Annotated in this window: 21 protein-coding genes; 13 read left to right on the top strand and 8 right to left on the bottom strand. The window is 74.3% G+C overall.

The annotated features are described in order from the left end of the window. Nucleotides 1-31: 31 nt before the first annotated feature. From AC0VY3_RS19450 to rpmG, 5 genes are all read right to left on the bottom strand, one after another. On the bottom strand, nucleotides 32-1660 hold the full coding sequence (locus tag AC0VY3_RS19450; protein WP_475550144.1) for an MFS transporter: 1629 nt from the start codon (nucleotides 1658-1660) through the stop codon (nucleotides 32-34). Nucleotides 1661-1756: 96 nt separating this feature from the next. After that, nucleotides 1757-2005 carry a 30S ribosomal protein S18 gene (rpsR, locus tag AC0VY3_RS19445; protein ID WP_103511912.1) on the bottom strand — a complete coding sequence of 83 codons (249 nt, stop codon included), beginning with the start codon at nucleotides 2003-2005 and terminating at the stop codon, nucleotides 1757-1759. Nucleotides 2006-2099: 94 nt separating this feature from the next. Beyond that, entirely contained in the window at nucleotides 2100-3254 is a 1155-nt protein-coding gene (locus AC0VY3_RS19440; protein WP_475550143.1) for a CobW family GTP-binding protein, read from the bottom strand. Then, nucleotides 3251-3505: a type B 50S ribosomal protein L31 gene (locus AC0VY3_RS19435; RefSeq protein ID WP_137227940.1), complete on the bottom strand. Its 255-nt coding sequence runs from the start codon at nucleotides 3503-3505 to the stop codon at nucleotides 3251-3253. The genes AC0VY3_RS19440 and AC0VY3_RS19435 overlap by 4 nt, the downstream gene beginning before the upstream one ends. Nucleotides 3506-3557: 52 nt before the next feature. Then, nucleotides 3558-3722, bottom strand: coding sequence for a 50S ribosomal protein L33 (gene rpmG / locus AC0VY3_RS19430; protein ID WP_328393373.1), 165 nt, complete (start codon nucleotides 3720-3722; stop codon nucleotides 3558-3560). A gap of 70 nt (nucleotides 3723-3792) precedes the next feature. Here rpmG and rpmB point away from each other — a divergent pair, with 70 nt between their 5' ends. Both rpmB and rpsN read left to right on the top strand, forming a co-directional pair. Beyond that, nucleotides 3793-4029 carry a 50S ribosomal protein L28 gene (gene rpmB / locus AC0VY3_RS19425; protein ID WP_103511915.1) on the top strand — a complete coding sequence of 79 codons (237 nt, stop codon included), beginning with the start codon at nucleotides 3793-3795 and terminating at the stop codon, nucleotides 4027-4029. After that, complete coding sequence (gene rpsN, locus AC0VY3_RS19420) at nucleotides 4029-4334, top strand: 30S ribosomal protein S14 (RefSeq protein ID WP_475550142.1); 306 nt, start codon at nucleotides 4029-4031, stop codon at nucleotides 4332-4334. Before rpmB ends, rpsN begins: the two co-directional genes overlap by 1 nt. Before the next feature lie 120 nt (nucleotides 4335-4454). On the opposite strand, the gene AC0VY3_RS19415 is transcribed toward rpsN, so the two are convergent. Beyond that, on the bottom strand, nucleotides 4455-5750 hold the full coding sequence (locus AC0VY3_RS19415) for a hypothetical protein (RefSeq protein WP_475550141.1): 1296 nt from the start codon (nucleotides 5748-5750) through the stop codon (nucleotides 4455-4457). Between the two features lie 148 nt (nucleotides 5751-5898). Here AC0VY3_RS19415 and AC0VY3_RS19410 point away from each other — a divergent pair, with 148 nt between their 5' ends. The 11 genes from AC0VY3_RS19410 to AC0VY3_RS19360 all read left to right on the top strand — a co-directional run bounded on the left by AC0VY3_RS19410 (nucleotide 5899) and on the right by AC0VY3_RS19360 (nucleotide 19727). Next, on the top strand, nucleotides 5899-6879 hold the full coding sequence (locus AC0VY3_RS19410) for an ABC transporter substrate-binding protein (protein ID WP_103511918.1): 981 nt from the start codon (nucleotides 5899-5901) through the stop codon (nucleotides 6877-6879). Continuing rightward, nucleotides 6876-8063 carry a FecCD family ABC transporter permease gene (locus AC0VY3_RS19405; protein ID WP_475550140.1) on the top strand — a complete coding sequence of 396 codons (1188 nt, stop codon included), beginning with the start codon at nucleotides 6876-6878 and terminating at the stop codon, nucleotides 8061-8063. Before AC0VY3_RS19410 ends, AC0VY3_RS19405 begins: the two co-directional genes overlap by 4 nt. Then, the gene (locus tag AC0VY3_RS19400; RefSeq protein ID WP_475550139.1) at nucleotides 8060-9118 is read left to right on the top strand and encodes a FecCD family ABC transporter permease; all 1059 of its coding nucleotides are present in this window, start codon (nucleotides 8060-8062) and stop codon (nucleotides 9116-9118) included. Before AC0VY3_RS19405 ends, AC0VY3_RS19400 begins: the two co-directional genes overlap by 4 nt. A gap of 216 nt (nucleotides 9119-9334) precedes the next feature. Continuing rightward, nucleotides 9335-10108, top strand: a complete 774-nt coding sequence (locus AC0VY3_RS19395; protein WP_475551705.1) for an ABC transporter ATP-binding protein — start codon at nucleotides 9335-9337, stop codon at nucleotides 10106-10108. An 86-nt stretch (nucleotides 10109-10194) separates the two neighbouring features. Continuing rightward, on the top strand, nucleotides 10195-10329 hold the full coding sequence (gene amiA / locus AC0VY3_RS19390; RefSeq protein ID WP_475550138.1) for a streptamidine family RiPP: 135 nt from the start codon (nucleotides 10195-10197) through the stop codon (nucleotides 10327-10329). Between the two features lie 166 nt (nucleotides 10330-10495). Then, entirely contained in the window at nucleotides 10496-11446 is a 951-nt protein-coding gene (locus AC0VY3_RS19385) for a hypothetical protein (protein WP_475550137.1), read from the top strand. Then, complete coding sequence (locus AC0VY3_RS19380; protein ID WP_475550136.1) at nucleotides 11443-13119, top strand: CocE/NonD family hydrolase; 1677 nt, start codon at nucleotides 11443-11445, stop codon at nucleotides 13117-13119. Before AC0VY3_RS19385 ends, AC0VY3_RS19380 begins: the two co-directional genes overlap by 4 nt. Continuing rightward, the gene (locus AC0VY3_RS19375) at nucleotides 13116-14483 is read left to right on the top strand and encodes a YcaO-like family protein (protein WP_475551704.1); all 1368 of its coding nucleotides are present in this window, start codon (nucleotides 13116-13118) and stop codon (nucleotides 14481-14483) included. The genes AC0VY3_RS19380 and AC0VY3_RS19375 overlap by 4 nt, the downstream gene beginning before the upstream one ends. Before the next feature lie 13 nt (nucleotides 14484-14496). Next, entirely contained in the window at nucleotides 14497-16116 is a 1620-nt protein-coding gene (locus AC0VY3_RS19370) for a nitroreductase (RefSeq protein WP_475550135.1), read from the top strand. Nucleotides 16117-16218: 102 nt separating this feature from the next. Next, on the top strand, nucleotides 16219-17958 hold the full coding sequence (locus AC0VY3_RS19365; protein ID WP_103511925.1) for an ABC transporter ATP-binding protein/permease: 1740 nt from the start codon (nucleotides 16219-16221) through the stop codon (nucleotides 17956-17958). Beyond that, nucleotides 17955-19727, top strand: a complete 1773-nt coding sequence (locus AC0VY3_RS19360) for an ABC transporter ATP-binding protein (protein WP_475550134.1) — start codon at nucleotides 17955-17957, stop codon at nucleotides 19725-19727. The genes AC0VY3_RS19365 and AC0VY3_RS19360 overlap by 4 nt, the downstream gene beginning before the upstream one ends. Before the next feature lie 64 nt (nucleotides 19728-19791). On the opposite strand, the gene AC0VY3_RS19355 is transcribed toward AC0VY3_RS19360, so the two are convergent. Together AC0VY3_RS19355 and AC0VY3_RS19350 are read right to left on the bottom strand one after the other, a co-directional pair. Continuing rightward, nucleotides 19792-22257, bottom strand: coding sequence for a SpoIIE family protein phosphatase (locus tag AC0VY3_RS19355; protein ID WP_475550133.1), 2466 nt, complete (start codon nucleotides 22255-22257; stop codon nucleotides 19792-19794). Between the two features lie 240 nt (nucleotides 22258-22497). After that, on the bottom strand, nucleotides 22498-23742 hold the full coding sequence (locus tag AC0VY3_RS19350) for a glycoside hydrolase family 26 protein (protein ID WP_475550132.1): 1245 nt from the start codon (nucleotides 23740-23742) through the stop codon (nucleotides 22498-22500). Nucleotides 23743-23770 lie beyond the last annotated feature (28 nt).

Here is a 23770-nt window from a genome sequence, read left to right as displayed (position 1 = left end):
GGCAGCGACCCGCCCCGGTCGGTTGGACCTCCTACGCTCCGCCCGGCCGGTCGGAGGACTCCCGCGTCACCCGCGTGCCCGGATGGCGCAGCGAGATCAGGAACGCCACGGCCAGTGCGATGGCCATCCCGTAGAACACCCACTGGTTCGCCTCGGCGAAGTCCATCCGGATCGCCGACATCGAGTCCCGTACGGTCTCGGCCACCTGCCCGGAGCCGGACGGCCCCCGGGAGTCCGCGTGACCGGTCACCGACTGCGCGACGGACTCGGCGATGTCGTGCGCCTCACCGTCCGGCAGGCCCTTGCTCCGCAGTGTCTCGTCCACCTTGGTGATCGTCGTATGGGTCAGCATGGTGCCGTAGACGGCAAGACCGATGCTCGCGGCGAAGTTGCGCACGGTCTGGGTGATGCCGGTGACCTCGCCGTACGAGGCGTCGATCGCCCGGTTCACCGCGTCCGTCGAGGCCGGCGCCAGCAGCAGTCCGATGCCCGCGCCCGCCATGGCCGCGTACAGCCATTGGTCGTGCATGGACAGGGACGTCAACTTCCCCGCCCACAGGGCGAACCCGACCGCGCCGAGCGCCGTGCCGAGTTTCATCGCCGGGCGTGCGCCGCGCTTGTCGAGGATCCGGCCGCCCCACTGGGAGGCGAGCCCGAAGCCGATGAAGAAGTAGAGGAGGTACAGCGCGGCCTGGTTCGGCGAGGCGCTCAGCGAGACCTGCGCGTACACGGAGGCGAAGAAGAACACCGGGACGAACGCCATCATGGCGAAGAACAGCACGGCGTTGTCGACGCGGAACGCCAGATCGCGGAAGACCCGCAGTTTGATCAACGGGAAGCGGGTGCGCAGCTCGAACCGGCAGAACACCGCCAGTACCAGCAGCCCGCCCGCGATACAGGCCCAGGTGGCGACGGAGTCCCAGCCCCAGGTCCCCGCCTGCTGCAGACCGAGCACCGTCAGCCCCATGCCGACGGCGACCAGCGCCGCACCGGGCAGGTCCAGCGGCTCGCGGCGGGCCCGGTCCGGGACATGGGCCAGCAGCGCCAGTACGACGGCGATGACGGCGATCGGCACGTTGACCCAGAAGATCGCCCGCCAGGTCCACGCGGTGAGCCAGCCGCCGAGCAGTGGCCCGACCGCGGTCAGCGCCCCGGACACCCCGAAGAACAGCGCCAGCGCCCGGCCCCGCCGCTCCACCGGGAAGACGGCGATGACCACGGCGAGCGCGGCGGGGAACATCAGTGCGGCGCCGATGCCCTGGACGGCCCGGAAGCCGATCAGCCAGGCCTGCGCGAAGTCCCCGGAGGGCACAGCTCCGCACAGGGCGGAGGCGATGACGAAGACCAGGGTGCCGATCAGCATCACGCGGCGGTGCCCGAAGATGTCGGACAGCCTTCCGCCCAGGGCGAAGAAGGCGGCCAGCGTCAGCAGATAGGCGTTGACGACCCACTGCATCTGTGAGGAGGTGAGCCCGAGTTCATCGATGATGTCCGGGGCGGCGATCGCGACGATGGTCTGGTCGATGAACGTCATCGACACGGCGAACAGCATGGCCGCGAGAGCGAGCCCCTGGTTCGGCGGGCCGCCCCGCCGGGCCGCCGTTCCCGGATCCGAAGACCTCGGACCGGAGGTGTCCTTCTCCGGGACGTCTCTGCCCATGCGTCCATGGTGCTCGGACTGCCGCCGTGCTGCATCCCGAGCCGCGAACGCGCCCCCGCCGCACAGCGAATTCCGGGGGAGGGTGCGTCGTGCGCGCTACTTGCCTGCCGCGGATCCCGTGTACGGGAGCAGGGCCATCTCGCGGGCGTTCTTGATGGCAGTGGCCATCTGTCGCTGCTGCTGGGCGCTGATCCGGGTGACCCGCCGGCTGCGGATCTTTCCCCGGTCGGAGATGAATCGCCGCAGCAGATCGGTGTCCTTGTAGTCGATGTACGTGATCCTGGCGGCGTCCAGGGGGTTCGGCCGGTTCTTGAGCGGCTTGCGGGGGTCCTGCTGACGGGCCATGAGTCTTCCTCGTGTTCGGGGTGTCCGATGTGTCCGGGGTGTTCGGCGGGGTGGCGTGTTGCGTGGTTTCGGTGTGCGGGTGATACGGGTCGGCTCAGTGGACCGGGTCGAGGAGCGCGTCGAACGCGGCGGGCAGGCTCTTCCACGCCTCCCGCCCGGAGCCGTACTCCTCGGCCGTGAGCAAACAGGAGTCCAGCAGCCCGGTCAGACCGTCGCGGTCGAGGCCGGGGGAGACGAAGACCAGGTGCTGACAGCAGTCGCCGTGCTCGGGGTGCCAGTCCAGCGCTGCGGCGGCCCGCCGGTAGGGCGGCACCATGGACCAGGCGGCGTCCGGGAGCGAGGCGAGCCAGGGTCCGGTGTTCTCCACGCAGAGCGCGCCGCCCGCGGCGTCCCAGGAGAGCAGTGTGTCGGGCCGGTCCGCGAGCCAGAACCGGCCCCGGCTGCGGGCCGCGGCGCAGCTCAGGTCCTCCAGCGCGTCGAGGAGGCGTTCGGGGTGGAAGGGCCGGTGCCGCCGCCAGACGAGCGTGCCCACCCCGGCCTCCTCCGCCTCCTGCGGCAGCAGGGCGCAGGCCGGGTGCTGGCCCGCGTCCGCCGCCTCCACATCGAACCCGGCGAACGCGAGTCGGGCCAACTCCGCTGATCCGGGCGCTGCCTGATGTGCCGTCGGATGGAGCTGCCGGATCAGTGCGCGGTCCTCGTCGTCGGCCGCCGGGCTGGGCGCCAGGGCGAGGACGGGAGCGTACTCCACCTGCCGGGCCCAGGTGTCGCCGACGGTCCGCCGGTCGCCGGGCGCCGCCGCGAGACCGGCCTCGGCCAGATCGTCGCCGTTGGAGAGGCAGGGCAGGACGAGGGTGGGGTCGACCGCCGCGAACACGTTGGTCACCTCTGCGGCGGTGGTGTGCGCGGCGATCACCTCGGCCATGGACTTCGGCTCGACGGAGTCCCAGAGTTCCACAACGGCGAGGCGGGTCACCCCGTCCTCCGCGAGCCGTTCGAGTTCGGGCACGAGGTCCTCGCGCAACGCGCAGCAGGCGCATTCGTTGACCAGCGGAGTTTCGCCGGAAGTCAGCTCGCCCCCGGCGTCCCGCAGGGAGCGGCGGACCGTTCCGCCGGTGGCCGTCGCCAGATCGTGGTGGAGCGCGACGCTGTGCGGAACCTCCCGCAGCAGCCCCTCCACCACATCGCGGCGCGCCTCGGAGTGCAGACCGCAGACGATGACGACGGGCAGTTTCGTGCGGTGCTCGCTCACCGGGCCTCACCGCGTCCGTAGCGGCGCTCGAAGCGCTCCACGCGTCCGGCGGTGTCCAGGACGCGGGCGGTACCGGTGTAGAAGGGGTGGCTCGCGGAGGAGATCTCCACATCGACCACCGGGTAGGTGTTGCCGTCCTCCCACACGACGGTGCGGTCGCTGGTCATGGTCGAACGGGTCAGGAACGCGAAGTCGGCGGCCTTGTCGCGGAAGACGACAGGGCCGTACGAGGGGTGGATTCCGGGCTTCATGGCGGTGTCCTAGGGGTGTGCTTCAGGGTCGGGCGTCGGGCGAGTGGGTGCTTCAGCGTTCCTCGCGGAAGTCGACATGGCGGCGGGCGAGCGGGTCGTACTTGCGCAGCACCATCCGGTCGGGGTCGTTCCGCCGGTTCTTGCGGGTGACGTAGGTGTAGCCGGTCCCCGCGGTGGAGCGGAGCTTGATGACCGGGCGTACTTCGTTGCGAGCCATGGGCGCTACTATATGGCAATGGTTTCCATTTTCAATAATGGATGCGCCGAAGGAGAGGTAGGTAACTTTCATGTCCGCCCACTGCCAACTGACCGGCTCGAAGCCGGGATTCGGCAACAACATCTCCCACTCGCACCACCGGACGTCCCGCCGGTTCGACCCGAATGTCCAGCGCAAGCGGTACTGGCTGCCCGGTGAGGGGCGGTACGTGCGCCTCACGCTGAGTGCCCGGGCGATCAAGACGATCGACAGCATCGGCATCGAAGCCGCGGTCGCGCGCATCCGCGCGCGGGGAGGGAGGGTCTGATGGCGAAGAAGAGCAAGATCGCACGGAACGACAGCCGTCGGGAGACCGTCGGGCGGTACGCGGCCCGCAGGGCCGAGCTCAAGGAGATCATCCGCCGGCCCGGTACGCCGGAGCGCGAACGAGCGGCCGCCGTCGCGGAGTTGCGGCGTCAGCCGCGCGATGCCAGTGCCACCCGGGTCCGCAACCGGGACAGCGTCGACGGCAGGCCCCGGGGGTATCTGCGTAAGTTCGGCCTCTCCCGGGTCCGGATGCGCGAACAGGCCCACGCGGGATTCCTGCCAGGGGTGACCAAGTCCTCCTGGTAGCAACGGCCGTCGCCTACCCGGTGGTGTCGGGCTGAGCGATTCGAGGCCGGCGGGTGGTGGTGCGACGGGGTCCGTCGCACCACCACCCGCTCCCCCCGGCGACCACCCGGGGCGTCGTGCTCAGCGGCCGACCGGATCGGCGTGCGCTCCGTCCCCCGGGGTGAGCAGGGCGAGGTGGCCGCCGTCGTTCAGGGGGGTCGGGACGGTCAGGGTGGTGACCTGTGCCGCCCGGTCCGCGTCGAAGATGTGGACCTCGCCGTGGCCACCGCGGCTGACCGCGACCAGGCCACCGCCGGGGGAGGCGGCGACGGCCCGGCGCTGCACTCCGTCCCAGGGGGTGCCGCCGGGCCGGGGTGCACCGGACATGGCGGGCAGGGGCAGCCGCGCGCCCACCGCCGGGCGGGATCCGGCGACCGGGGGCGCGGTGAGCAGGATGAGTTCGTCGCCGTCCGGGTGGACCCGGGTGTACGCGATGTGGCGGGCGGTCACCGCGAGCCGGAAGACCAGCCCCGGACCCAGGTCCAGCCGGCCCGTGACGCCCGTGTCGAGGTGGTGCCACCAGGCGTCGTTGGACCAGTCGGGCCACTGCCCGGGGTCACCCGAACCGCCGCGCACGCAGGACCAGAGCATGCGCCGTACGGGGTCGAGCCGCAGGTAGTAGCCGCGCCCGCCGGACCGGCCGTCGGCGGACCAGGACAGGGGAGCCTCGGGCGCGAGGTCGTCCCCCTTCCGTTGCGCGCGATGCACCCCCGAGCCGGCGGCGGCGAACATCCGCCCGGTGACAGGGTCGTGGGCGTCGCCGTGTCCGTCGTCGTCGGGCAGGGTGATCCGCCGGACCGGGCTGGCCGGCGGGCAGGCGGAGGCCGAGCGCATCAGGTCGCGGTGCCCGTGGACTAGCAGTTCGCCCGGCTCCCGGTGGCGCAGCACCACGAGCGGGGACGGTCCGCCGAGGACCGTGACGCCCGGCTCGCCCGTGCGCCCCCGTACGCGTACGGCGACGGCGCCGTCCGGTGCGTCGAGGTCGACGGCGGTCAGAAGTCCGGTCCAGGCCTCCTCGTTACGGCCGAGGCCGGTGGTCACCGCGAGCCGCCGGCCGCCCGGATCCGCCGCCAGATGCTCGGCGGGGATGGCGACCGGTATCCGCCGGCGGATCAGCGGCCGGTCCGCGCCGGGGCCGTAGGGGTCGAGGACCAGCAGCTCGCCCGCCCGGTCGTCCACGCAGGCGATCAGGTCGTCCGGCAGGGCGAGGAATCCCGCGTGCTCGGCGAGGTGCCGATGGTTCAGCTCCGCACGCTCGGTGCCGTCCGGAAGGTCCAACAGGCTGATCCGCCCCGCGACATGGTCGGAGACCAGGAGGCGCGGCGGCGTCTGCGGCGAGGGCCGGGAGGTGCGGGGGTGGGCGTGCGGATGAGGCATGACGAACTCCTGGCATCGGCGGGAACGCGCTGACTTTATTGGAAATGATAATCATGTGTAAGGTTTCGGCTTGTGGCGGGGATGCTCCCGGGGCTCCGCCGCCACTGCCGCATCCCCGGGACCACACAGGAACGTTGAGGGACCGCCGATGCCACGAACCGCGCTGAGAGTCCGACGCTGGGCAGCGATCGCCGTACTGGGCGGCCTGCTGGCCGGCTGCGGGACACAGGACGCCGACACCGGGAAGCCGGCCGCGGCGGCCGGTGCCGGAGCCCGTACGAGCACGGAGGTGCGGCCCATCGAGGCCGCCACCCGGATCACCGACGCCAAGGGCGTCACGGTCTCCCTGCCGAAGCCGCCGGAGAAGATCGTCTGCCTGGTCGCCCTCTGCGACGACATCCTCGTCGAGCTGGGCATGACCCCGACCGCCACCAACTCCCAGGTGCTGGCGCACCCGGAGTTCCTGGGCGAGGCGAAGGCGGCGAAGGTGCCGGTCGTGCCCGGCGGCTTCCTCAGCCCCGAGGTCGAGGCGATCCTGTCCCACCGTCCCGACCTGGTGATCGGCCTGGAGGACACGCACGGCAAGCTGGCCCCCGCGCTGAAGGGCGCCACCGCCTTCTGGCCGGTCCAGCCCGGATCCTGGCAGGACAGCGTCGGCTACCTGCGGGACCTCGCCGCGCTCACCGGCCGCACCGAACAGGGCGAGAAGGCCGAGAAGACCTTCCGCACCCGCCTGGCGGAGGCGGAGAAGCGGAAGAGCGACAGGACCGCGCTGATCGTCTACGGCAGCGACGAGAACTTCGGCGTGGCCACCCCGGAGACCGATGTGGCGGCCGGACTGTTCCCGAAGATCTCCCACTACCCGTGGAAGAGCCGCGGCGTGGACGGGAGTTACAGCCTGGAGGAGATCCTTGCCCGGGACGTCGACGTCCTGTTCGTGGAGACCCTGTCCTTCGGCGCCCCGGACGGCAGGCTCTCCGACAAGCTGGCGAAGAACCCCCTCTGGTCACGCATCCCCGCCGTGAAGAACGGCAAGGTCATCGAGGTCGACTCCGAGGTGTGGGCCAAGGGGCGCGGCACCCGGTCGCTGGGCGTCGTCCTCGACGAGGCGACGGCCGCGCTGCGGTGAGGCGTCCGCCCGTCGCGCTGCTCTGCCTGGGCGCGGTGGCCCTGGCGAGCGCGGTCTGCGCGCTCAGCCTCGGCACGCCGTACGTCCCACCCGCCAGGCTCCCGGCCACGCTGGGGTCCGACGGGCTCGCGGGGCTAGTCGTCACCGAACTGCGGCTGCCCCGCACGGTCTTGGCCCTGCTCGCCGGCGCCTGCCTGGGCGCGGCGGGCCTCGTCCTCCAGGAGGCCCTGCGCAACCCGCTGGCCGTGCCGGAGATGCTCGGCGTCTCCTCCGGCGCCGCCCTGGGCGTCGCGGCCCCGCTGGTCCTGGCCCTGTCCGTCCCGCTCGGGCTGCAGCCGTTCCTCGCCCTGGCCGGGGCGGCGCTCGGCGGTCTGCTCACGCTGGTCGCCGCCGGATTCGGGCGGAGCCCGTCAGCCGTCCTGCTGACCGGAGCCGCCGTCGCGGCCGCGCTGCAGGCGGGACTCCTGGTGCTGATGGTCATGGCCGACCAGCTCGACCTCCAGCTCATCTACCGCTATCTGCTGGGCAGCCTGTCCGCCCGCACCTGGGACGACGTCACGGGTCTGCTGCCCTGGCTCGCCGTGGCCGTTCCGGCGCTGGTGCTGTGCGTGCCGGTGCTCGGGGTGCTGCGGCTGGGCGACGACGACGCCCGTGCGCTGGGCGTACGGGTGGAGAGGGCGCGGGTGGCCGCGCTGGGCATCGCCGTCGTCCTCATCGCCCCCGTCGTCGCGGTCTGCGGTCCGGTGGCCTGGGTCGGTTTCCTCGCCCCGCACCTGGCCCGCCGCCTCCGCCCGGACGGCGGCGCGGCCGGGTGGCTCGTGCGGTCGGCGGTGTGCGGCGCGATCGTGGTGCTCTGCGCCGACCAGCCGGCCCGGCTGGCACTGGCCCCGGTCGAGACGCCCGTCGGCGCGTGGACCGCCCTGGTCGGGGTGCCGGTCGGGGTGGTGCTGCTGAAACGGGGGAAGCGGCCGGCCGGGGCCCCGGGGCCTGAGGCCCTGTCCGCGTCGGAGGGTCCGCCTGAACCGGGGGGTGCGGCCGTGCCGGTGGGCACGCCCGTGCCGGGGAGCCGTCCCGCATCGGGGAATTCCCCCGTTCCGGGAGGCCCGTCCGGGTCGGGGATCCCGTCCGCACCGGGGGGTCCGCCGGACGTCTCCGCTCCCGTACTGCGGAAGGCGGAACGATGACTCTCCTCGATGCCGTGCCCGGACCGGCCCGCCGCGCCCTGCGCGCACCGGGTATCCGGATGGGCGGCCTGGCGGTACTCGTCGCGGTGGTCGCCTGCGCGGATCTGTTCGCCGGCCGGGGCGTCACCCCCGAAGGCGTACGGGCCGTACTGCTCGGGGCCGGCGACGACCCCACCGCCGAGCACATCGTGCTCCAACTGCGGTTGCCACGGCTGCTGGTGGCGCTGGTCGCCGGGGCCTGCCTCGGAGTGGCCGGGCTCGTGCTCCAGTCGGCCCTGCGCAACCCGCTGGCCGGACCCGAGGTCACCGGCGTCACCCCCGGTGCGGTGCTCGGCGCGGTGGCCGCGACCGGCCTCGGCCTCGCGGGCTGGGAGTCCCCCACGGCCGTGGTCGTTGCGGCCTGCATCGGCGGCTTCGCCGGAGCGGGGCTGCTGTGGCTGCTCGCCGGGCGGGACCGGGGCGACCCGGAGCAGACCGCTGTCTACGGGGTCCTGGTGTCCGCGGTGCTCGCCGGACTCACCGCCGTCGTTCTCCTGGTGGCTCCCGGTGAACTCGGCAGCGTCGTGCAGTGGTTGATCGGCTCCACCGAGGGCCGGGTGTGGCAGCACTGGAATCTGCTCTGGCCGTGGGCCGCCTTCTGGGGCGCGGCCGGCTGGCTGCTCGCCGGACCGCTGACCCTGCTGCGCTGCGGCGACGAACAGGCCGCGGCGGCGGGTCTGGCCACCGGTCGGGGCCGGGGCGCGGCGCTCGTGTGCGCGGTGGCGCTGACAGCCGGCGCGGTCTCGGCGGTGGGCGCGCTCGGCTTCGTGGGGCTGCTGGTGCCGCATCTGGCGCTGGCGGTGTTCGGCGCGGACCTGCGCATCACGCTCCCGGGCGCCGCGCTGTTCGGTGCGGCGGTGGTGTGCGGGGCGGACGCCGCCGCCCAACTGCTGTCCCGGCTGCTGGCAACGGCGTTCGAAGCGGACCGGCTGACCCTTCCGGTCGGCGCCCTGACCACCTTTGTGGGGGCGGGGCTGCTGATGGTCGTGGCACGGCGAAGGGCGGACGAGCGATGACGGCGGGCAGCGAGGAGTGGACACGGCAGGTCGTCATGGACGTGGACGTGGACGGAACAGGGGTACAGCGATGAGGAGGCCGGCATGCCGGAAGGCCTGACCGAACGAGTGGACACGAGTCCGGCGAAGGAGCCCGGCCAGGGCGCGGAGTCCTGCGCGGCGCCCGGCCCGGATGTCGTGCGGGCGGAAGGGCTGGCCTTCGGCTACCCGGGACGCATGGTGCTGCGCGGGGTGGACCTGAGCATCCGTGCCGGCGAACTGGTCGCCCTGATCGGGCTGAACGGATGCGGCAAGAGCACCTTCCTCAAACTGGCCGCAGGACTCCTCACCCCGAGCGGCGGCCGCGTCCTGCTCGAAGGCGACGACGTGGCCCGGCTGCCCCGCCGCACCGCGGCCCGACGCGTCGCCCTGCTCCATCAATCGGCGCCGACCGTACCGGGTCTGACCGTACGTCAGTTGGTGCGACAAGGGCGCTATGCGGCCCGGGGGCCGCTGGGGATGCTGCGGGAGGGCGACGACGAGGTGACGTCCCGGGCTCTCGCGGACGTCGGCGTCACCGCCTGGGCCGACCGGCCGGTGGACGCACTGTCCGGAGGTGAACGCCAACGGGTGCGGCTGGCCATGGCGCTGGCCCAGGATGCCCGCGTGCTCTTCCTCGACGAGCCGACCACGTATCTCGATCTGCGGCACCAGCTGGAGGTGCTCCAGACGGTCGTACGGCTGCGCGCGGAGCGCCGGTTGACGGTGGTGATGGTGCTGCACGACCTGAACCACGCCGCCCGGTTCGCCGACCGGATCGTCGCGCTGCGCGAGGGCCGCGTCGCCGCCGACGGGCCTCCGGCCGAGGTGGTCACCCGGCAGCTGCTGGCCGAAGTCCTGGGCGTGGACGGCCGGGTGGGGATCGACAGCGAGGGCGGTTGGCCCGTCTGTTACCCAGATCACCCTCTCGAACCGCTCCAGCTATTGCGGAATGAAAATCATATTCATTAGTGTCTGTGCTGCGGCACGCACGAACGCACCACCGCATCACCGCCGTGACACACCCATCCGATCCGACCGAATGGAGACTCCAACTCATGGAGAACAACGAGGTGTTCAGCCCGATCGCCGACCAGGGCCAGCTCGCCCACCTGTCCGCCACCCACTCGAACGCCCTCGTCGAGAACCCCTTCGACGACGCCGTCGAGGCCGACACCGCGGGCGAGAAGTGAGCGAAGCCTGCCGCTGACGGCAGGTTTCCCCGCGTAGCGCGGGGGGCGGGCCCGCCCGGTGACTCCCCGGGCGGGCCCGCCCTGTTCACCCCCGCTGCCCCCGTTCCCTCCCCGGAACATCCCGTCCCCGCATTCCGTATCCCGTCCCGCCGCACCGGAGGATTCCGTGACCCGCAGTCGACTCGCTCCCGGCACCGGGATCGTCACCGCCCCCGGAGCCGGCCCCGTGCTCCGGACCTCCGGAGGAGAGTTCCTGCGCATCGACACCGGCGGTGTCGACGCCGAGACCCTGGTGCGCCGACTGGTGGAGGGGAAGGCGTCGGAGGAGGGTGCGCACCCCGCTGAACTCGCCATGCTCGTCGAAGCGTTCGAGGAGGGCGGACACGCGGTGTCGAGCCCGCCCCGGGCCCCGCTCGCCGGTCGCACCGTCCACGTCCTGGGTGACCCCGTACTCACCGGTCCGATGGCGCGCTGCGCCGGGGCGGAAGGGGCCGAGGTCCACGAGACCACCCCGGACCGCGTGGCGGAACTGGCCAGGGCGACGACCTCGGACCGGAGCGCCGAGGGGCGCGTCGCCGTGGTGTGGTGCCTGGACTCGCCCGTGCCCGAGGGGCTTTGGGACGCTGCGGACCGGTTGCCAGGGCAAGGCATCGCCTGGCTGCGGTGCCACCGCGAGGGGGCTCATGTCTGGACCGAGCCGCCTGCCTCGGCCCCGGGAGACGTCACCGCCCGGCACGTCCGCCTCCGCAGACTCGCGGCCACCGCCGCCCATCGCGAGCTCGCCGCGTACTGGGCCGGACACCGCACTCCCGACACCGGACCGCACCCGACCGAGGCCTCCGCCGCCCTGATCGCCGGGCTCCTCACCGCTGATCTGATCGCCTGGGCCGAAGCCGGTGCAGCAAGAGGGCCTGGTGGCAGTGCCGGTGTCGGTGCTGGAGCCGAAGCCCCGGTCGGGCCGAGCGGGCCCACCGGCCTCCCGCCCCGCCGTCGGCTGCGCCGGATCGACCTGCGGGATCTCACCGTCACCGAGCACCCCGTCCTTCCCGTCCCGGACGTCGCACCTCTGCCCGCCCCCGCACCGGTGACGGCCCGCACCGCGAAGGCGCGCCGGTGAACGCCCGTACCGTGTACGTCCCCACGTCCGAGGGCATCGCGCTCGCCACCGACGTATGCCTTCCGGACGGGGCTCGCCCCCGGCCCGCCGTCGTGATCAGAACCCCTTACGGGCGCGACGCCCACCGTGCCGAGCTGCGCGGCTGGGCGGCCCACGGTTTCGCCGCCCTGGCCCAGGACGTACGCGGCCGCCACGGCTCACCGGGGGAGTGGCACCCGTACCGGGGCCACGAGAAGACCGACGGCGCGGCCACCGTCGCGTGGGTGCGCGCGCAGGCGTGGAGCAGCGGTGAGGTGGTCGCCGTGGGCGCTTCCTACGCGGCGCACTGCGCACTCGTCACCGCCTTGGCCACGGCCGACGGAGCCCTTCTCGACGGAGTCCCCGATGCCGTCATCGCCGCCGTCCCCGCGCTCGGGCTCACCGAGACGGCGCGCGAGCCCGGGGGCCCGGAGCGGCTGTGGGCCCGGGCCGGCTGGTGGGCGGCCCACGGCGACCGTCGCGACTCCGACCCGGACGCGCTGGACCGCGCCCTGGCGGACGACCCCCGGCTGCTCGAACACCTCCCGATCGCCCGACTGGCGGATCGGCTGGCCGATGGACTGGGACGCCAACTGCCCTCCTGGCCACGGCTCTGGGCCGGCCGGAGTCGGGGCCGGCTCGTCGCACAGGGTTCCGCCGCCCGTCTTCCGCTGCTGGCCGTCGGCGGCACCCGTGACCCCTTCGCCGAGGACACCGTGGCCCTGTGGCACGCCTGGGGCGGCCCGTCCCGGCTGCTGCTCGGTCCCTGGGGTCACCGCCTCACCGCCGACCCGGCCGCCCCGGCCCGCGCCCGCGTCAACCTCGGTGCGCTGTACGTACGGTGGGCCCGCGCCGCGCTCGCCGGCCACCTGGAGCCGACGCGGCACGGGGTCATCGCCCTCGGCGACAGCGGCCGCTGGCACGGCATGCGGGCGCGGAGCGCCCCCCGGCCTCCGTCGCCGGACAGCCACCGTGACCGCCGCACGGTCACCACCGATGCCGCGGCCCGCGCCTCGGCCGAAGCCGCAGCCACCGCACGCGTCCTGCCCGCCGTACCTGCCCCGTCCCCGGACACCGCCCCGGCCCCCACCGTCGCCTGGCCCTTCGACTCGTCCACCGGCCTACGGCTGCTCCACGGAGCCGATTTCAGCGCCGACCCGGACCGCCCCGTGCGCTCCGACGACCTCGCCGTCCCGGCCGGCGGTGACCGCGCCGACCGCTGTCTGCTTCTCTCGCCGCCGCTGCCGCGCCCGCTCGACCTGGCGGGAGCCGCCGTCGCCCGGATCAACGTCACGGCCGACACCCCCTGTGCCGACTGGGCCGTACGTCTCACCGCACTCGACCCGTCCGGCCGCGCGGATCCGCTCGCCTTCGGCATCGTCCGGCGTACCGGCCCGCCCGGCGAAGCCGCGGACATCACCGTGCCGCTCGGCACGCTGGGCCGTCGGCTGCCCGCCGGAACCCGGTTGCGGGCCGAGATCGCCGGACACCATTTCCCCGCCCACGCCCGTAACCCGCACACCGGCGAGGACCCGGTCACGGCCACCCGGCTCGTCACTTCCCACCGCACCGTGAACCCCCGGGGCAGCGCCCTCCACCTGCCCGTCGTCGCCCGACGCCGCTACGTCGAGCCCGTACCGGAGATATGCCGTTGACCAGCGCCCTGCCCATCGAAGCCCTCGTCGATCCCGTCACCGGGATCATCCGGGACGTCGCACCCGTCGAGCACCCCACGGGAGCGCCGCCCCGCTACACCGCGATGACCGCGGACGTCGCCGACGCCCGCCGTCTGGGCGCCTGGCCCGCCGACCGGGTCTCGCTCGGCACGACGTTCGGCGACCCCCGCGGCGCGTGGATCGCAGCGGTGGCCGAGGCCGTCGAGCGCTACTGCGGCAACCGCCTCCCGCCACCGGGCCACCCGCAGGAACCCCGGCGGGCCACCGCCGCCGAACTGGCCGCCGAGGGCCACCGCCTCTACGGGCCCGGCGCTCTGCCGGCGTACGCACCCTGGCAGTACGGCCGGCCGGGATTCCCGTACGCCGAACTCACCGACGACACACCGGTGCTGTGGACCCGGGCTGTCGAGGACGGGGAGCCGTGCTGGGCGCCCGTGGCGCTGACGCACCTGAACTGGCGTCAGGGCGACCTGCGTTCGCTGTCCCGTACCCACCACCTCAACTACGCCGGCATCGCCACCGGACAGGGCCTGGACGACGCCGTCGAGCGCGGACTCCTCGAAGTCGTCGAACGGGACGCGCTGGAGCTGTGGTGGCACCTGGACGGACCCACCCGGGGCATCGACCCGGCGAGCGTTCCCGGACTCACCGAGGACCTGGCCGGATGCGGTCTGGACGTGCACATCGTGGAGATGCCCTCGGAGTTCGCCCCGTGTGTGGCGGCTCTCGTGCACGACCCAGGGCGCGGCATCCACGCGGCCGGGTTCGCCTGCCGGTACGACCCGGCGGAGGCGGCCCGCAAGGCCGTCCTGGAGGCCGTGCACACGTGGGTGTTCACGCAGGGCGCGGTGGACGCCGACGGCTGGGTGTACCGGGCGGTGGAAGCCGGCATGCTGGCCCGCGGCCTCTACCTCGATCACCGCGCCGACCGGCGCTATCTCGACGACTGCGGGCCCGAGTTCGCCGCCGTCCGGGACCTCGGCGCCCATGTCCAGGTCTGGCTGGACGACCGGATGGCCCCGCTCGCCCGCCGCTTCACCGAACCCGCGCTCGGCGTCGTCCCCGTCACCGAGATCGCCTCCGGCAGCCGTACGGCGCTGGACGCCGCGCTCGCCGCCGGTGGGCACCGGGTGATCACCGCGGACCTCACCACGGAGGACGTCGCCGAGACCACGCTGCGCGTCGCCCGCGTCCTGGTCTCCGGTCTGATCCCCAACGCTCCGGCGGCCTTCGGCTACTTCGGCTGCCCGCGCTTCGCGGACGCGGCGTTCGCCCGGGGGTGGCGATCCCGGCCCCCGGCCGACCCCGAGGACTTCACCCTCGCCCCGCCACCGCACATGTGAAGGAGCGTGCCCCATGCCCGACACACCGGACCGAACTGCCGCGCCCGCCTCCGGGGCAGTCGCCGCGCAGCCCGCCGCACCTGCCTCGGCGGCGCGTTCCGTGCTGCCTGGCCCGCCTGCTCCCGGGGCGGGCGCCGAGCTGCCGGACGCGGCGGAGGCATGCGGGGTAGGGGCGGCGGGGCCCGTAACGCCGCCCGACGTCTCTGCCTCCGCCCGAGCCCCGGAGCCGGGTTCCGGTGGCGACGTCGTTGCCGACGCCCGGCCCGCCGCACCGGGCTTCCTGCGCCAGGCGCTTGCGGACGCCCGCTCGCCGCGCGTCCCCGCCCTCTCCCCGTACGTTCCGGAGCGTCCGTTCCCGTGGAACGGCGCTGGGCTGCCCGTGGCCGGGACCGGAGTCACGGCCGAGGGCTCCATCGACCTCGACCGCGTGCTGCGGCTGTCCCTTGCCGCGCCCAGCCGAACCCCCGGCAGGCTGCGGCCCGTTCCCTCGGCGGGCGCCCTCCACCCGGTGCGCGCCCACCTGTTGCTCGGGCCGGGTTGCTCGCTGCCGCCCGGGCGGTACGCCTACGACCCGCGCACGCACCGCGCCCACCCGCGCGGCCCGGCCCCCGCCGGCCTACCCGCGGGCGCGCTCGTCGTCCTCACCGTGGCCGCGTCCCGTACCGTCGCCCACTACGGTCACCGGGCCTGGCCGCTGCTGCTCCTGGACACCGGTCATGCCGCCGCCGCGCTGGCGCTGGCCGCGTCCTCGGCCCTCGACGTGCGGGTCTGCCTCGACGCGGACGCCGCTCTGCTGTCCGCCGCCGCCGGCCTGGCTCGTGCCCCGGACTGGCAGGACGCCTGGCCCGGAACGGAGCCGGAACTGCCGCTGGGAGTGGTCCGGTTGGTGCATCAGAGCGGCCGGTCAGCGGACGCCGGAGGGGCGTTGAATGCCTGGGCGGAGCTGCCTCAGGCCACAGCCCCTGCGCCGCAACCCGGCGCCGACACCGCCCCGCCCCGCGAACTCGCCGCCGCACGGCACCTGCTGGACCATGTCGCCCGGGCCCCCGAGCAGCCCGGCGGCACCTGGTACCCGGCCGCGCGCCCGAAGCCGGTGACCGACGACGTCCTGAAAGCGCGCCGAAGCGCCCCGCCCGCCGACCTGAATCTCCCGCCCGGCAAGGATCTGCTCGCCCGGGTCCTGGCCACCGCGCAGACAGCACACCCCGCCGGACCCGCCTGGACCGCAGCGGTCGGCGGCCCCTCCCCGTCCCTGTACGCATCGGCCCCCGGCGGTCACGGTCTCGACGTCCGCGCCTCCGGCGACGCGCGCCCCACCCTCGCCCACTGGGCCGCACGCCAGCAGTGGGTCGGCACCGTGGGCGCCGTACTCCTCGCCCACGGCTGCCCCGAGGACGCGTCACCGGCCGCGATGCGCAGCAGCCACCTCGTCGCCGGATACGCGGTCGGCGCGGCCCAGGCCCACGCCACCGCACTGGGCCTGCGTTCCCGCCCCATCGGCTCCTGGCAACAGGCCGACCTGGGCGCGGCGCTCGGCGACACCCCCCGACGCGACTGGATCGTGCACGGTCTGGCCCTGGGCAGGGGCGGCCCGGCACCTGCGAGTTCATCGCATCCCGCCTCACCTCCGTAGTCCGCAGCCCGTCCAGGAACCCGAAACCCGACCTCCGACACCCGACCCCCGGCACACCCGACCCCGTCACCCGACGGCCCCGCCCGGCGAGGAAGAACGCCCATGATGCTCCACCCTGAACTCCTGCGCGCCGCGAACACCGCGCGCCGCCCGCTCGGCCTCGCCACCGCACTGCTCGCGGCGGTCACCGCCACCCACCTCGCCCAGGCCGTCCTGCTCGCCCTCGTGCTCTCCCGGATCGCGCAAGGACAGACCGCCGCTCTGGCCCCGCTGCTCACGGCCGTCATCGTCGTCGTCCTGGTCCGCGCCGGCCTCGGCCGCGCCCAGCGCCTCGTCGCCGTCACGGCGGGAGCCACCGTACGGGTCGGGCTCCGCGACACCCTGCTGCGACGGCTCGGGGCGCTCGGCCCCACCGCGATCACCGGGGCGCGGGCCGGAGCCGTGCGCGCCACGCTGGTGGACGGCGTCGAGGGCGTCGACGCGTACATCTCGCGCTATCTGCCCCAACTCCTCATCACCTGCGCCGTTCCGCCGCTGCTGCTCGTCGCCGTCGCACTCGTCGAGCCGTACGCGGCTCTCGCCCTCGGCCCCGCCCTGCTGCTGGCTCTCTTCGGGCCGCGCTGGTGGGACCGGCTTCTCGCCCGGCGCGGCAAGGAGCACTGGGACTCCTACGAAGCCCTCGCCGCCGACTACCTGGAGGCCCTCCAGGGGATGCCGACCCTGCGCACCGCCGGCGCCGTGGGCCGGGTACGGGAACGGCTGGAGCGGCGGTCGGCCGCCCTGCACCGGACCACCGTCGCCAAACTCCGGGTCTCGCTCGTCGACACCGGGCTCACCGACCTCGCCGTCCAGGGTGGCACGGTCGCCGCCGTCCTCGTGGCGTGCTCCTCGGCCGCCACCGACCGTACCGCCGCCACCGGCACCTACCTCCTGCTCCTCCTCGCCTCCGAGTGCTTCCGCCCCGTCCGCGACCTCTCCCGCGAGTGGCACGCGGGCTACCTCGGGGTGTCGGCGGCCGACGGCATCGCCGCCCTGCGCACCGCCGAAGCCGCCGTGCCGGACCGGGGCACCGTGGCCGCAGCCTGGAAGAACGCACCCGAAATCCGTTTCGAGGGCGTGCGCTTCACCCACCCGGGCAGTACCCGCCCCGCCCTGGACGGTGTCAGCTTCACCGCCGCCCCCGGGCGCACCACAGCCGTCGTCGGTCCCTCCGGGGCCGGCAAGTCGACCCTGGTGAGCCTGCTGCTGCGGCAACGGGACCCGGACCGGGGCCGCCTCACCGTCGCCGGGACGGACACCGCCGCGTACACCCTCGCCTCGCTGCGCCGGGGCATCGCCGTGGTCTCGCAGGAGACCTACCTCTTCCACGCCACGATCGCGGAGAACCTGCGCATCGCCCGCCCGGCCGCCACGGACGAACAACTGCGCGCCGCCGCCCGCACCGCCGGGATCGACCAGGAGATCGCCCGGCTGCCGGACGGTTACGCCACCCTCGTCGGCGAACGCGGCGCCACGCTCTCCGGCGGACAGCGCCAACGGCTCGCCCTCGCGCGGGCGTTGCTGGCCGACGCGCCCGTCCTGATCCTGGACGAGGCCACCAGCGCGGTCGACGAACGCGGCCAGACGCGCATCGTCCGGGAACTGACGGCAGCCGGACGCGGCCGCACCTGCATCGTCGTCGCCCACCGGCTCGACGCCGTACGCCACGCCGACCACATCGTCGTTCTCGACGCGGGCCGTGTCGTGGCGGCGGGCGACCACACCAGCCTGCTCGCGGGCGGCGGCGTCTACGCCTCACTCGTCGCCGCCGGGCGCACCGCACAGGAAGAGCGCGCCGCATGAACCCGACACCGGCTTCCCCCCCACCGACCGGCGCCCTCCGCTCGCTCCTCCCGGTGCTCGGCGCGCACCGCGCCACCGTGCTGCGCACCTGCCTGGCCGCCCTCGTCGACCAGGCGGCCCTGGTCGCGCTCGTCACGCTCGCCGCGCACACCGTGGGCACCGCCGTCACCGAGCACCGCCCACCCGCCCCTGGCACCATCGCCGTCCTGGCCGGGCTCGTCCTGCTCCGGGCCCTCGCCACCTGGCGCGAGATGGACCTCTCGCACGACCTCGCCTACCGGGTCCTCGCCGAACTGCGCGTCCGGGTCTTCGACGGGCTGGCCCGCAGCGCGCCCGCCCGGATCGCCGGCCGGCGCAGCGGCGACCTCGCGGCCACCGCGCTCGGGGACGTCGAGGCGCTGGAGTTCTTCTACGCCCACGCCATCGCCCAACTCCTCGCGTCCGGCGTGGTCTTCGCGGTGTCGGCCGCCGTGCTGGCGGCCCTCGGGCCCTGGCTGCTGCTCGCCGTCGTGCCCGCCGCGCTGCTCCTGATCTGGTCGCCGCTCTTCGAAGCGCGCGGGCGGGCCGAACGCGGGGCCCGGACCCGGAGCGCGCTCGCCGAGGTCTCGTCCGAGACCGTGGAGAGCGTCGACGGGCTGCGCGAGCTCCTGATGGCGGGGGCCCTGAACCGCAGGCGGGCCCGGCTCCGGTCCGCCGGGCGTCGGCTCGCCCGCGCCCAGCGCGCCGAACAGTCCTGGGAGACCGGCGCGGGCGCGGCCCGCGATCTGCTGGTCGTCGCCGCCGTCATCGCGGTCGTGGCGGCCGCCGCCCACGCGGCCTCCGCCGGACGCCTGGACGGGGCCTGGGCCCCGGCCGCGATGGCCCTCGCCCTGGGCGCCCTGGCCCCGGTCGCCGAATCGGCCGCCGCGCTCGGCCGTGCGGGTGGCCTGCGCGCCGCCGCGGCCCGCGTCCGGGCCGCCGTGCACGCCCCCGCCGGAGCGCCCGCCCCGGCCGCGCCCCGCCCCGTACCGCCCGGACCGCTGGGCCTGCGGCTGCGCGGTCTGCGGTTCGGCTACGGGGGAGCGGCCGTCCTGGACGGCGTCGACCTCACCGTCCGGCCGGGCGAGACCGTGGCCCTCGTCGGGGCGTCCGGGGCGGGCAAGTCGACCTGCGCCCACCTCCTGGCGCGGTACTGGGATCCGGCCGAAGGCGCCGTGGAGCTGGTGCCCCCGGCCCCCGCGCACCCCGTCGACCTGCGGGACCTCACCGAGGAGGACCTGCGCGCCACCGTGTCCGTCGTCGGGCAGGAGGCCCCGCTCTTCCACGGCACCCTCGCCGAGAACCTCCGCCTGGGCGCTCCGGACGCCACGGCGGACGAGGTCGGCGCGGTGGTCCGGATCTGCGGCGTCGACGTCATCGCCGACGCCCTGCCCGACGGGCTGGACACGGCCGTCGGCGAGCGCGGCGCGACCCTGTCCGGAGGACAGCGCGCCCGGGTGGCGCTGGCCCGCGGGCTGCTCAGCGGCCCGCGCGTGCTCGTCCTGGACGAGACGACGGCGCATCTGGACCACCGGGGCGACGCGGAACTGGCCCGGGCGCTCGGGGCCGAATCCGCCACCCGGACGACCCTGGTGATCGCCCACCGCCCGGCCACCGTCCGCAGGGCCGACCGGATCGCGGTCCTGGAGGGCGGACGCATCGTCGAGGAGGGCACCTGGGACGAGCTGATCCGGGCCGGCGGACCGCTGGCCCGCCTCTTCGCCCGCGAGGAGGCGGCAGCTCTTTCCTGAGCGGCCGAGAGGCTGAGAGGCCGAGGGGCCCGGCGAGGAAGCGGCTCCGCCCTGGGACCAGTGCTCAGGGCAGGGGCTGCTCCGCCCAGATGATCTTCCCCCGGGGCGTGTAGCGCGTGCCCCACCGATGGGCGAGCTGCGCGACGAGGAACAGCCCGCGCCCTCCCTCGTCCGTCGTCCTGGCGTGCCGCAGCCGCGGCGAGGTGTTGCTGGCGTCGGACACCTCGCAGGTCAGCGCCGACTGGAACAGCAGCCGCAGCCGTACCGGCCCCGAGGCGTACCGGATCGCGTTGGTCACCAGCTCGCTGACGATCAGCTCCGTCGTCATCGACAGCTCCGTGAGCCCCCACGTCTCCAGCTGACGGGAGACCTTGGCCCGGGTCTCGCCGACCGCCGCCGGGTCCACGGGCACCTCCCAGGAGACCAGATGCTCGGGGCTCAGGATGTGCGTCCGGGCGAGGAGCAGGGCGATGTCGTCCGGCTGAGGCGCCGGCAGCAGCTCCTTGACCACCGCCGGACACAGATCCTCCAGCGGCAGCCCGCCCCGGGACACCGCCCGGCCGAGCCGGCCCATGCCGCTCTCCATGTCCTTGTCGGTCCCCTCGATGAGCCCGTCCGTGTAGAGGCCGAGGAGGCTCCCTTCGGGCAGCTCGATCTCCTGGGACTCGAAGGGCAGCCCGCCGAGTCCCAGCGGCGGCCCCGAAGGCAGGTCGGGGAAGCTGACCGAGCCGTCCGGAGTGACGATCACCGGCGGCGGATGTCCGGCCCGCGCCATCGTGCAGCAGCCGCTCGCCGGATCGTAGACGGCGTACAGACAGGTGGCGCCCACCACCGTCGTACCGCCCCGCTCCACCGGCCCCATCGCGGGCTCCTCCTCGCTGAGCCGCAGGACCAGATCGTCCAGGCGGGCCAGCAGCTCGTCCGGGGGAAGGTCCATGTCGGCCAGCGTCTGTACGGCGGTGCGCAGCCGGCCCATGGTCGCGGCGGCCCCGATGCCGTGGCCGACGACATCGCCGATGACCAGCCCGACCCGGGCGCCGGACAGCGGGATCACGTCGAACCAGTCGCCGCCCACCCCGTCCTTCGCGTCCGCCGGAAGGTACGAGGACGCCACGTCCAGGGCCGTTCCGCCGCGCAGCGTGTGCGGCAGCAGGCTCCGCTGGAGCACCAGCGCCGCGGTGTGCTCCCGGGTGTAGCGGCGGGCGTTGTCCACGCAGACGGCTGCCCGCGCCACCAGCTCCCGGGCGGGCGCCACATCGTCCTCGTCGAACGGCACCGGATTCTGCGACCGCATGAAGGTGGTCAGCCCCAGCACGGTGTCGCGCGCCCGCATCGGTACGGAGATCAGCGAGTGCAGCCCGAACTCCCGGAGCCGGGCGGCCCGCACAGGCTGTTCCACCGTCCACCCGTGACTGTCCGGGTCGAGCACCGGCAGCAGCACCGGGGCGCCGTCGAGGAGGAAGCGCGCGTCGTGCGGCGGCGGCACGAAGTCGACCGCCTCCCCGACCTGTACGACCGCCTCCGGACAGCCCTCCCGCACCGAGCTCATGCCCGCCCGGCGCATGGCCGGCCGCTCGCCCTCGGCGGGCGCGGCCGCCCCCGGCCGGTCGCCGCCGAACGGGGTCTCCAGAAGGTCGACGAAGACGAAGTCCGCGAACCGGGGTACCGCGAAATCGGCCAGCTCCTGCGCCGTGCGGTGCACGTCCAGAGTGCTGCCGATAGCCGCTCCGGCCTCGTTGACCAGCGCCAGCAGCCGGCGCGCGTTCCACCGGTCGGTGACGTCGAGGACCACGTAGCCGATCCCGATCCGCCGGTCCTGGGCGTCGGCCAGCGGGAAGAACGAGCTGGTGTACGCCCGGCGGCGGTGCGGATCGGCCCAGCTCCAGCCCAGATACTCGTAGTCCGTGACCGCCTCGCCGGTCGACAGGACCTGTCGCATCAGCCGCTCGATGGGCGCCGCCAGCGCCCCGGGCAGCACTTCGCTCGGCCGGCGTCCCAGCCGCTGCTCCCGGGGGACGCCGCCGAACCGTTCCAGGGTGTCGTTGAGCCAGAGATAGCGCAGCTCGGGGTCGAGCACCGCCATCCCGACCGGCGATCGGGTGAGGAAGTCGTCGAGCACGGACCCGCTCATCGTCCAGTGCGGGGTGAGTTCCCGCCCGGACACCAGGAAGCCCTCCTGCCCGGCGATCAGGAACGAGGCGGTCACCCGTACGTCGATGTCCAGCGACCGGCCGTCCCGGTTCCGCAGCGGGACCAGCCCGCTCCACCCGGAACCGGCCCGGCAGCGGGCGGCCACCGCAGCCGTGCGCCGGGGGTCCGGGGGGCCCGTCAGCAGCCGGGCCGCGGACCGGCCGACCACCTCGGCCGCCGGATACCCGAGCAGCGCCTCGGCCCCGCGGGTCCAGCCGATGATCGTGCCGTCCCCGGCGATCACCGCCGCCGCGTCGGCGGCCGTCGACGCCGGTCCCCGCCCGTCCCCGGAGGACAGCGGGCCGGGCTCCGCCGGGGAGCCCTCATCGGCGGATGCCATTGCACCTCACCACCCTCTGTAGGTTTCCATGGTCGCGCGTCGACCCGGACCGCGCCCGGCGCGCCGGACGTACGGCCCGGGCGCGGGCTGTCCCTCGTTCGGCGGCGTGACGCAGCGGGCGGTGCCCGCGTTGGTGGGGGTGACAAGCGGTTGCTCGTCCATCTGCCCCCGCGCTGGACCCGTGTGGGTGGACGGCTCCGGCCCCCGACAGGAGGGCCGGAGCCGTTTCCATGCCCGGGCTCAGTAGCGGAAGCAGATCTTGCGCTCCTTGAGCCACTGGCCCAGCCAGTCGCCGAACGGCACGGTGATGCACCACCTGCGGGTGGGCGGCGTCCCGGTCCCCGGCGGCGTGGGCGCGGGCGTCACGGGCGGGGACGGCTGCACGGCCGGCGGGACCGTCGGGGACGGGGCCGGATCCGTCGGCGTCTGCGTCGGCGTCGGAGTGGGTGTGGGGCTCGGTACGGGGGCGGCGGGCGCGGCCATCTCGGTCATCATCGTCCGGAACACCTTCGAGGACCGCGGATTGCTCTTGCACTGCCAGACGCCGTGCGGGCAGTAGTCCGTGACCGTCTGGTAGAGCGGCTCGTGCCGGTCGATCCATTCCAGCATCCGCCGCATGTACTCGGGGTTGTCGCCGTTGCGGAAGAGCCCCCACTCCGGGAACGAGATGGGCTTGCCGTGCTCCGCGGCGAAGTCGACGTGCTTCTGCAGCCCGTACGGGTCGTCGACCTGGTCGTCGAAGGTCTCGCCGGGAGGCTGGTCGTAGGAGTCCATCCCGATGATGTCGACGACGTCGTCGCCCGGGTAGCACTCGGTCCACGGCACCGCGTCCCGCCCCCGGCTCGGCGTGAAGTCGAAGCGGAACTCCTGACCGGGCACCGCGCGCATCGCCGTGACGATCCGCTCCCAGTACGCCTTCCAGGACGTGGGATCGGGGCCGCACCGGTGGGTGTACGTGGTGCCGTTCATCTCCCAGCCGAGCACGATCACGGTGTCCGGAACGCCCAGCTCCACCAGGCGCTCGGCGAGCTTCGTGAAGTGCTGGTCGTACTTCCCGGACGCGCCCGCCCGGAGCAGGGTGCGGACCTCGCCGTCCGGCACCCGCTCCTCGTTGCGCTCCAGCATCGGCACGTTCAGGACGAACATCCGGTCCTCGTCCGCCCGTCTCCAGTCCGCCCAGGCGTCGAGGAAGTCGGGGGTGCCCTCGATGTTCACCCAGAGATCGCCCGGCAGGTACGTGTGCCCCACCCGCAGGTGCGCCCCGCCGAGCCAGCGCGACAGCTCGGCCATCCTGCTGACCCCGGCGGGCCCGTAGTCCAGATACGCGCCGTGCGCCGTGCCGCTCCCGGACCCCGGTGGGCCGGGGGCGGCGCTGTCGACGGAATCGGTGCCCGGCGGCGACTGGCCCGCGATGCCGCCACCTGCCAGGAGGCTGAGAGCAGCCGCCGCGATACACGAAACGATGAGACGGCGCTTGGCCGGCATTACTCCTCCTGGCTGCGGTGAATTCCGG

The sequence above is a fragment of the Streptomyces sp. iso_384 genome (assembly GCF_056172905.1).
Note: the sequence above shows the minus strand (reverse complement) of the source record. Positions and strands in the feature narration are given on the sequence as shown.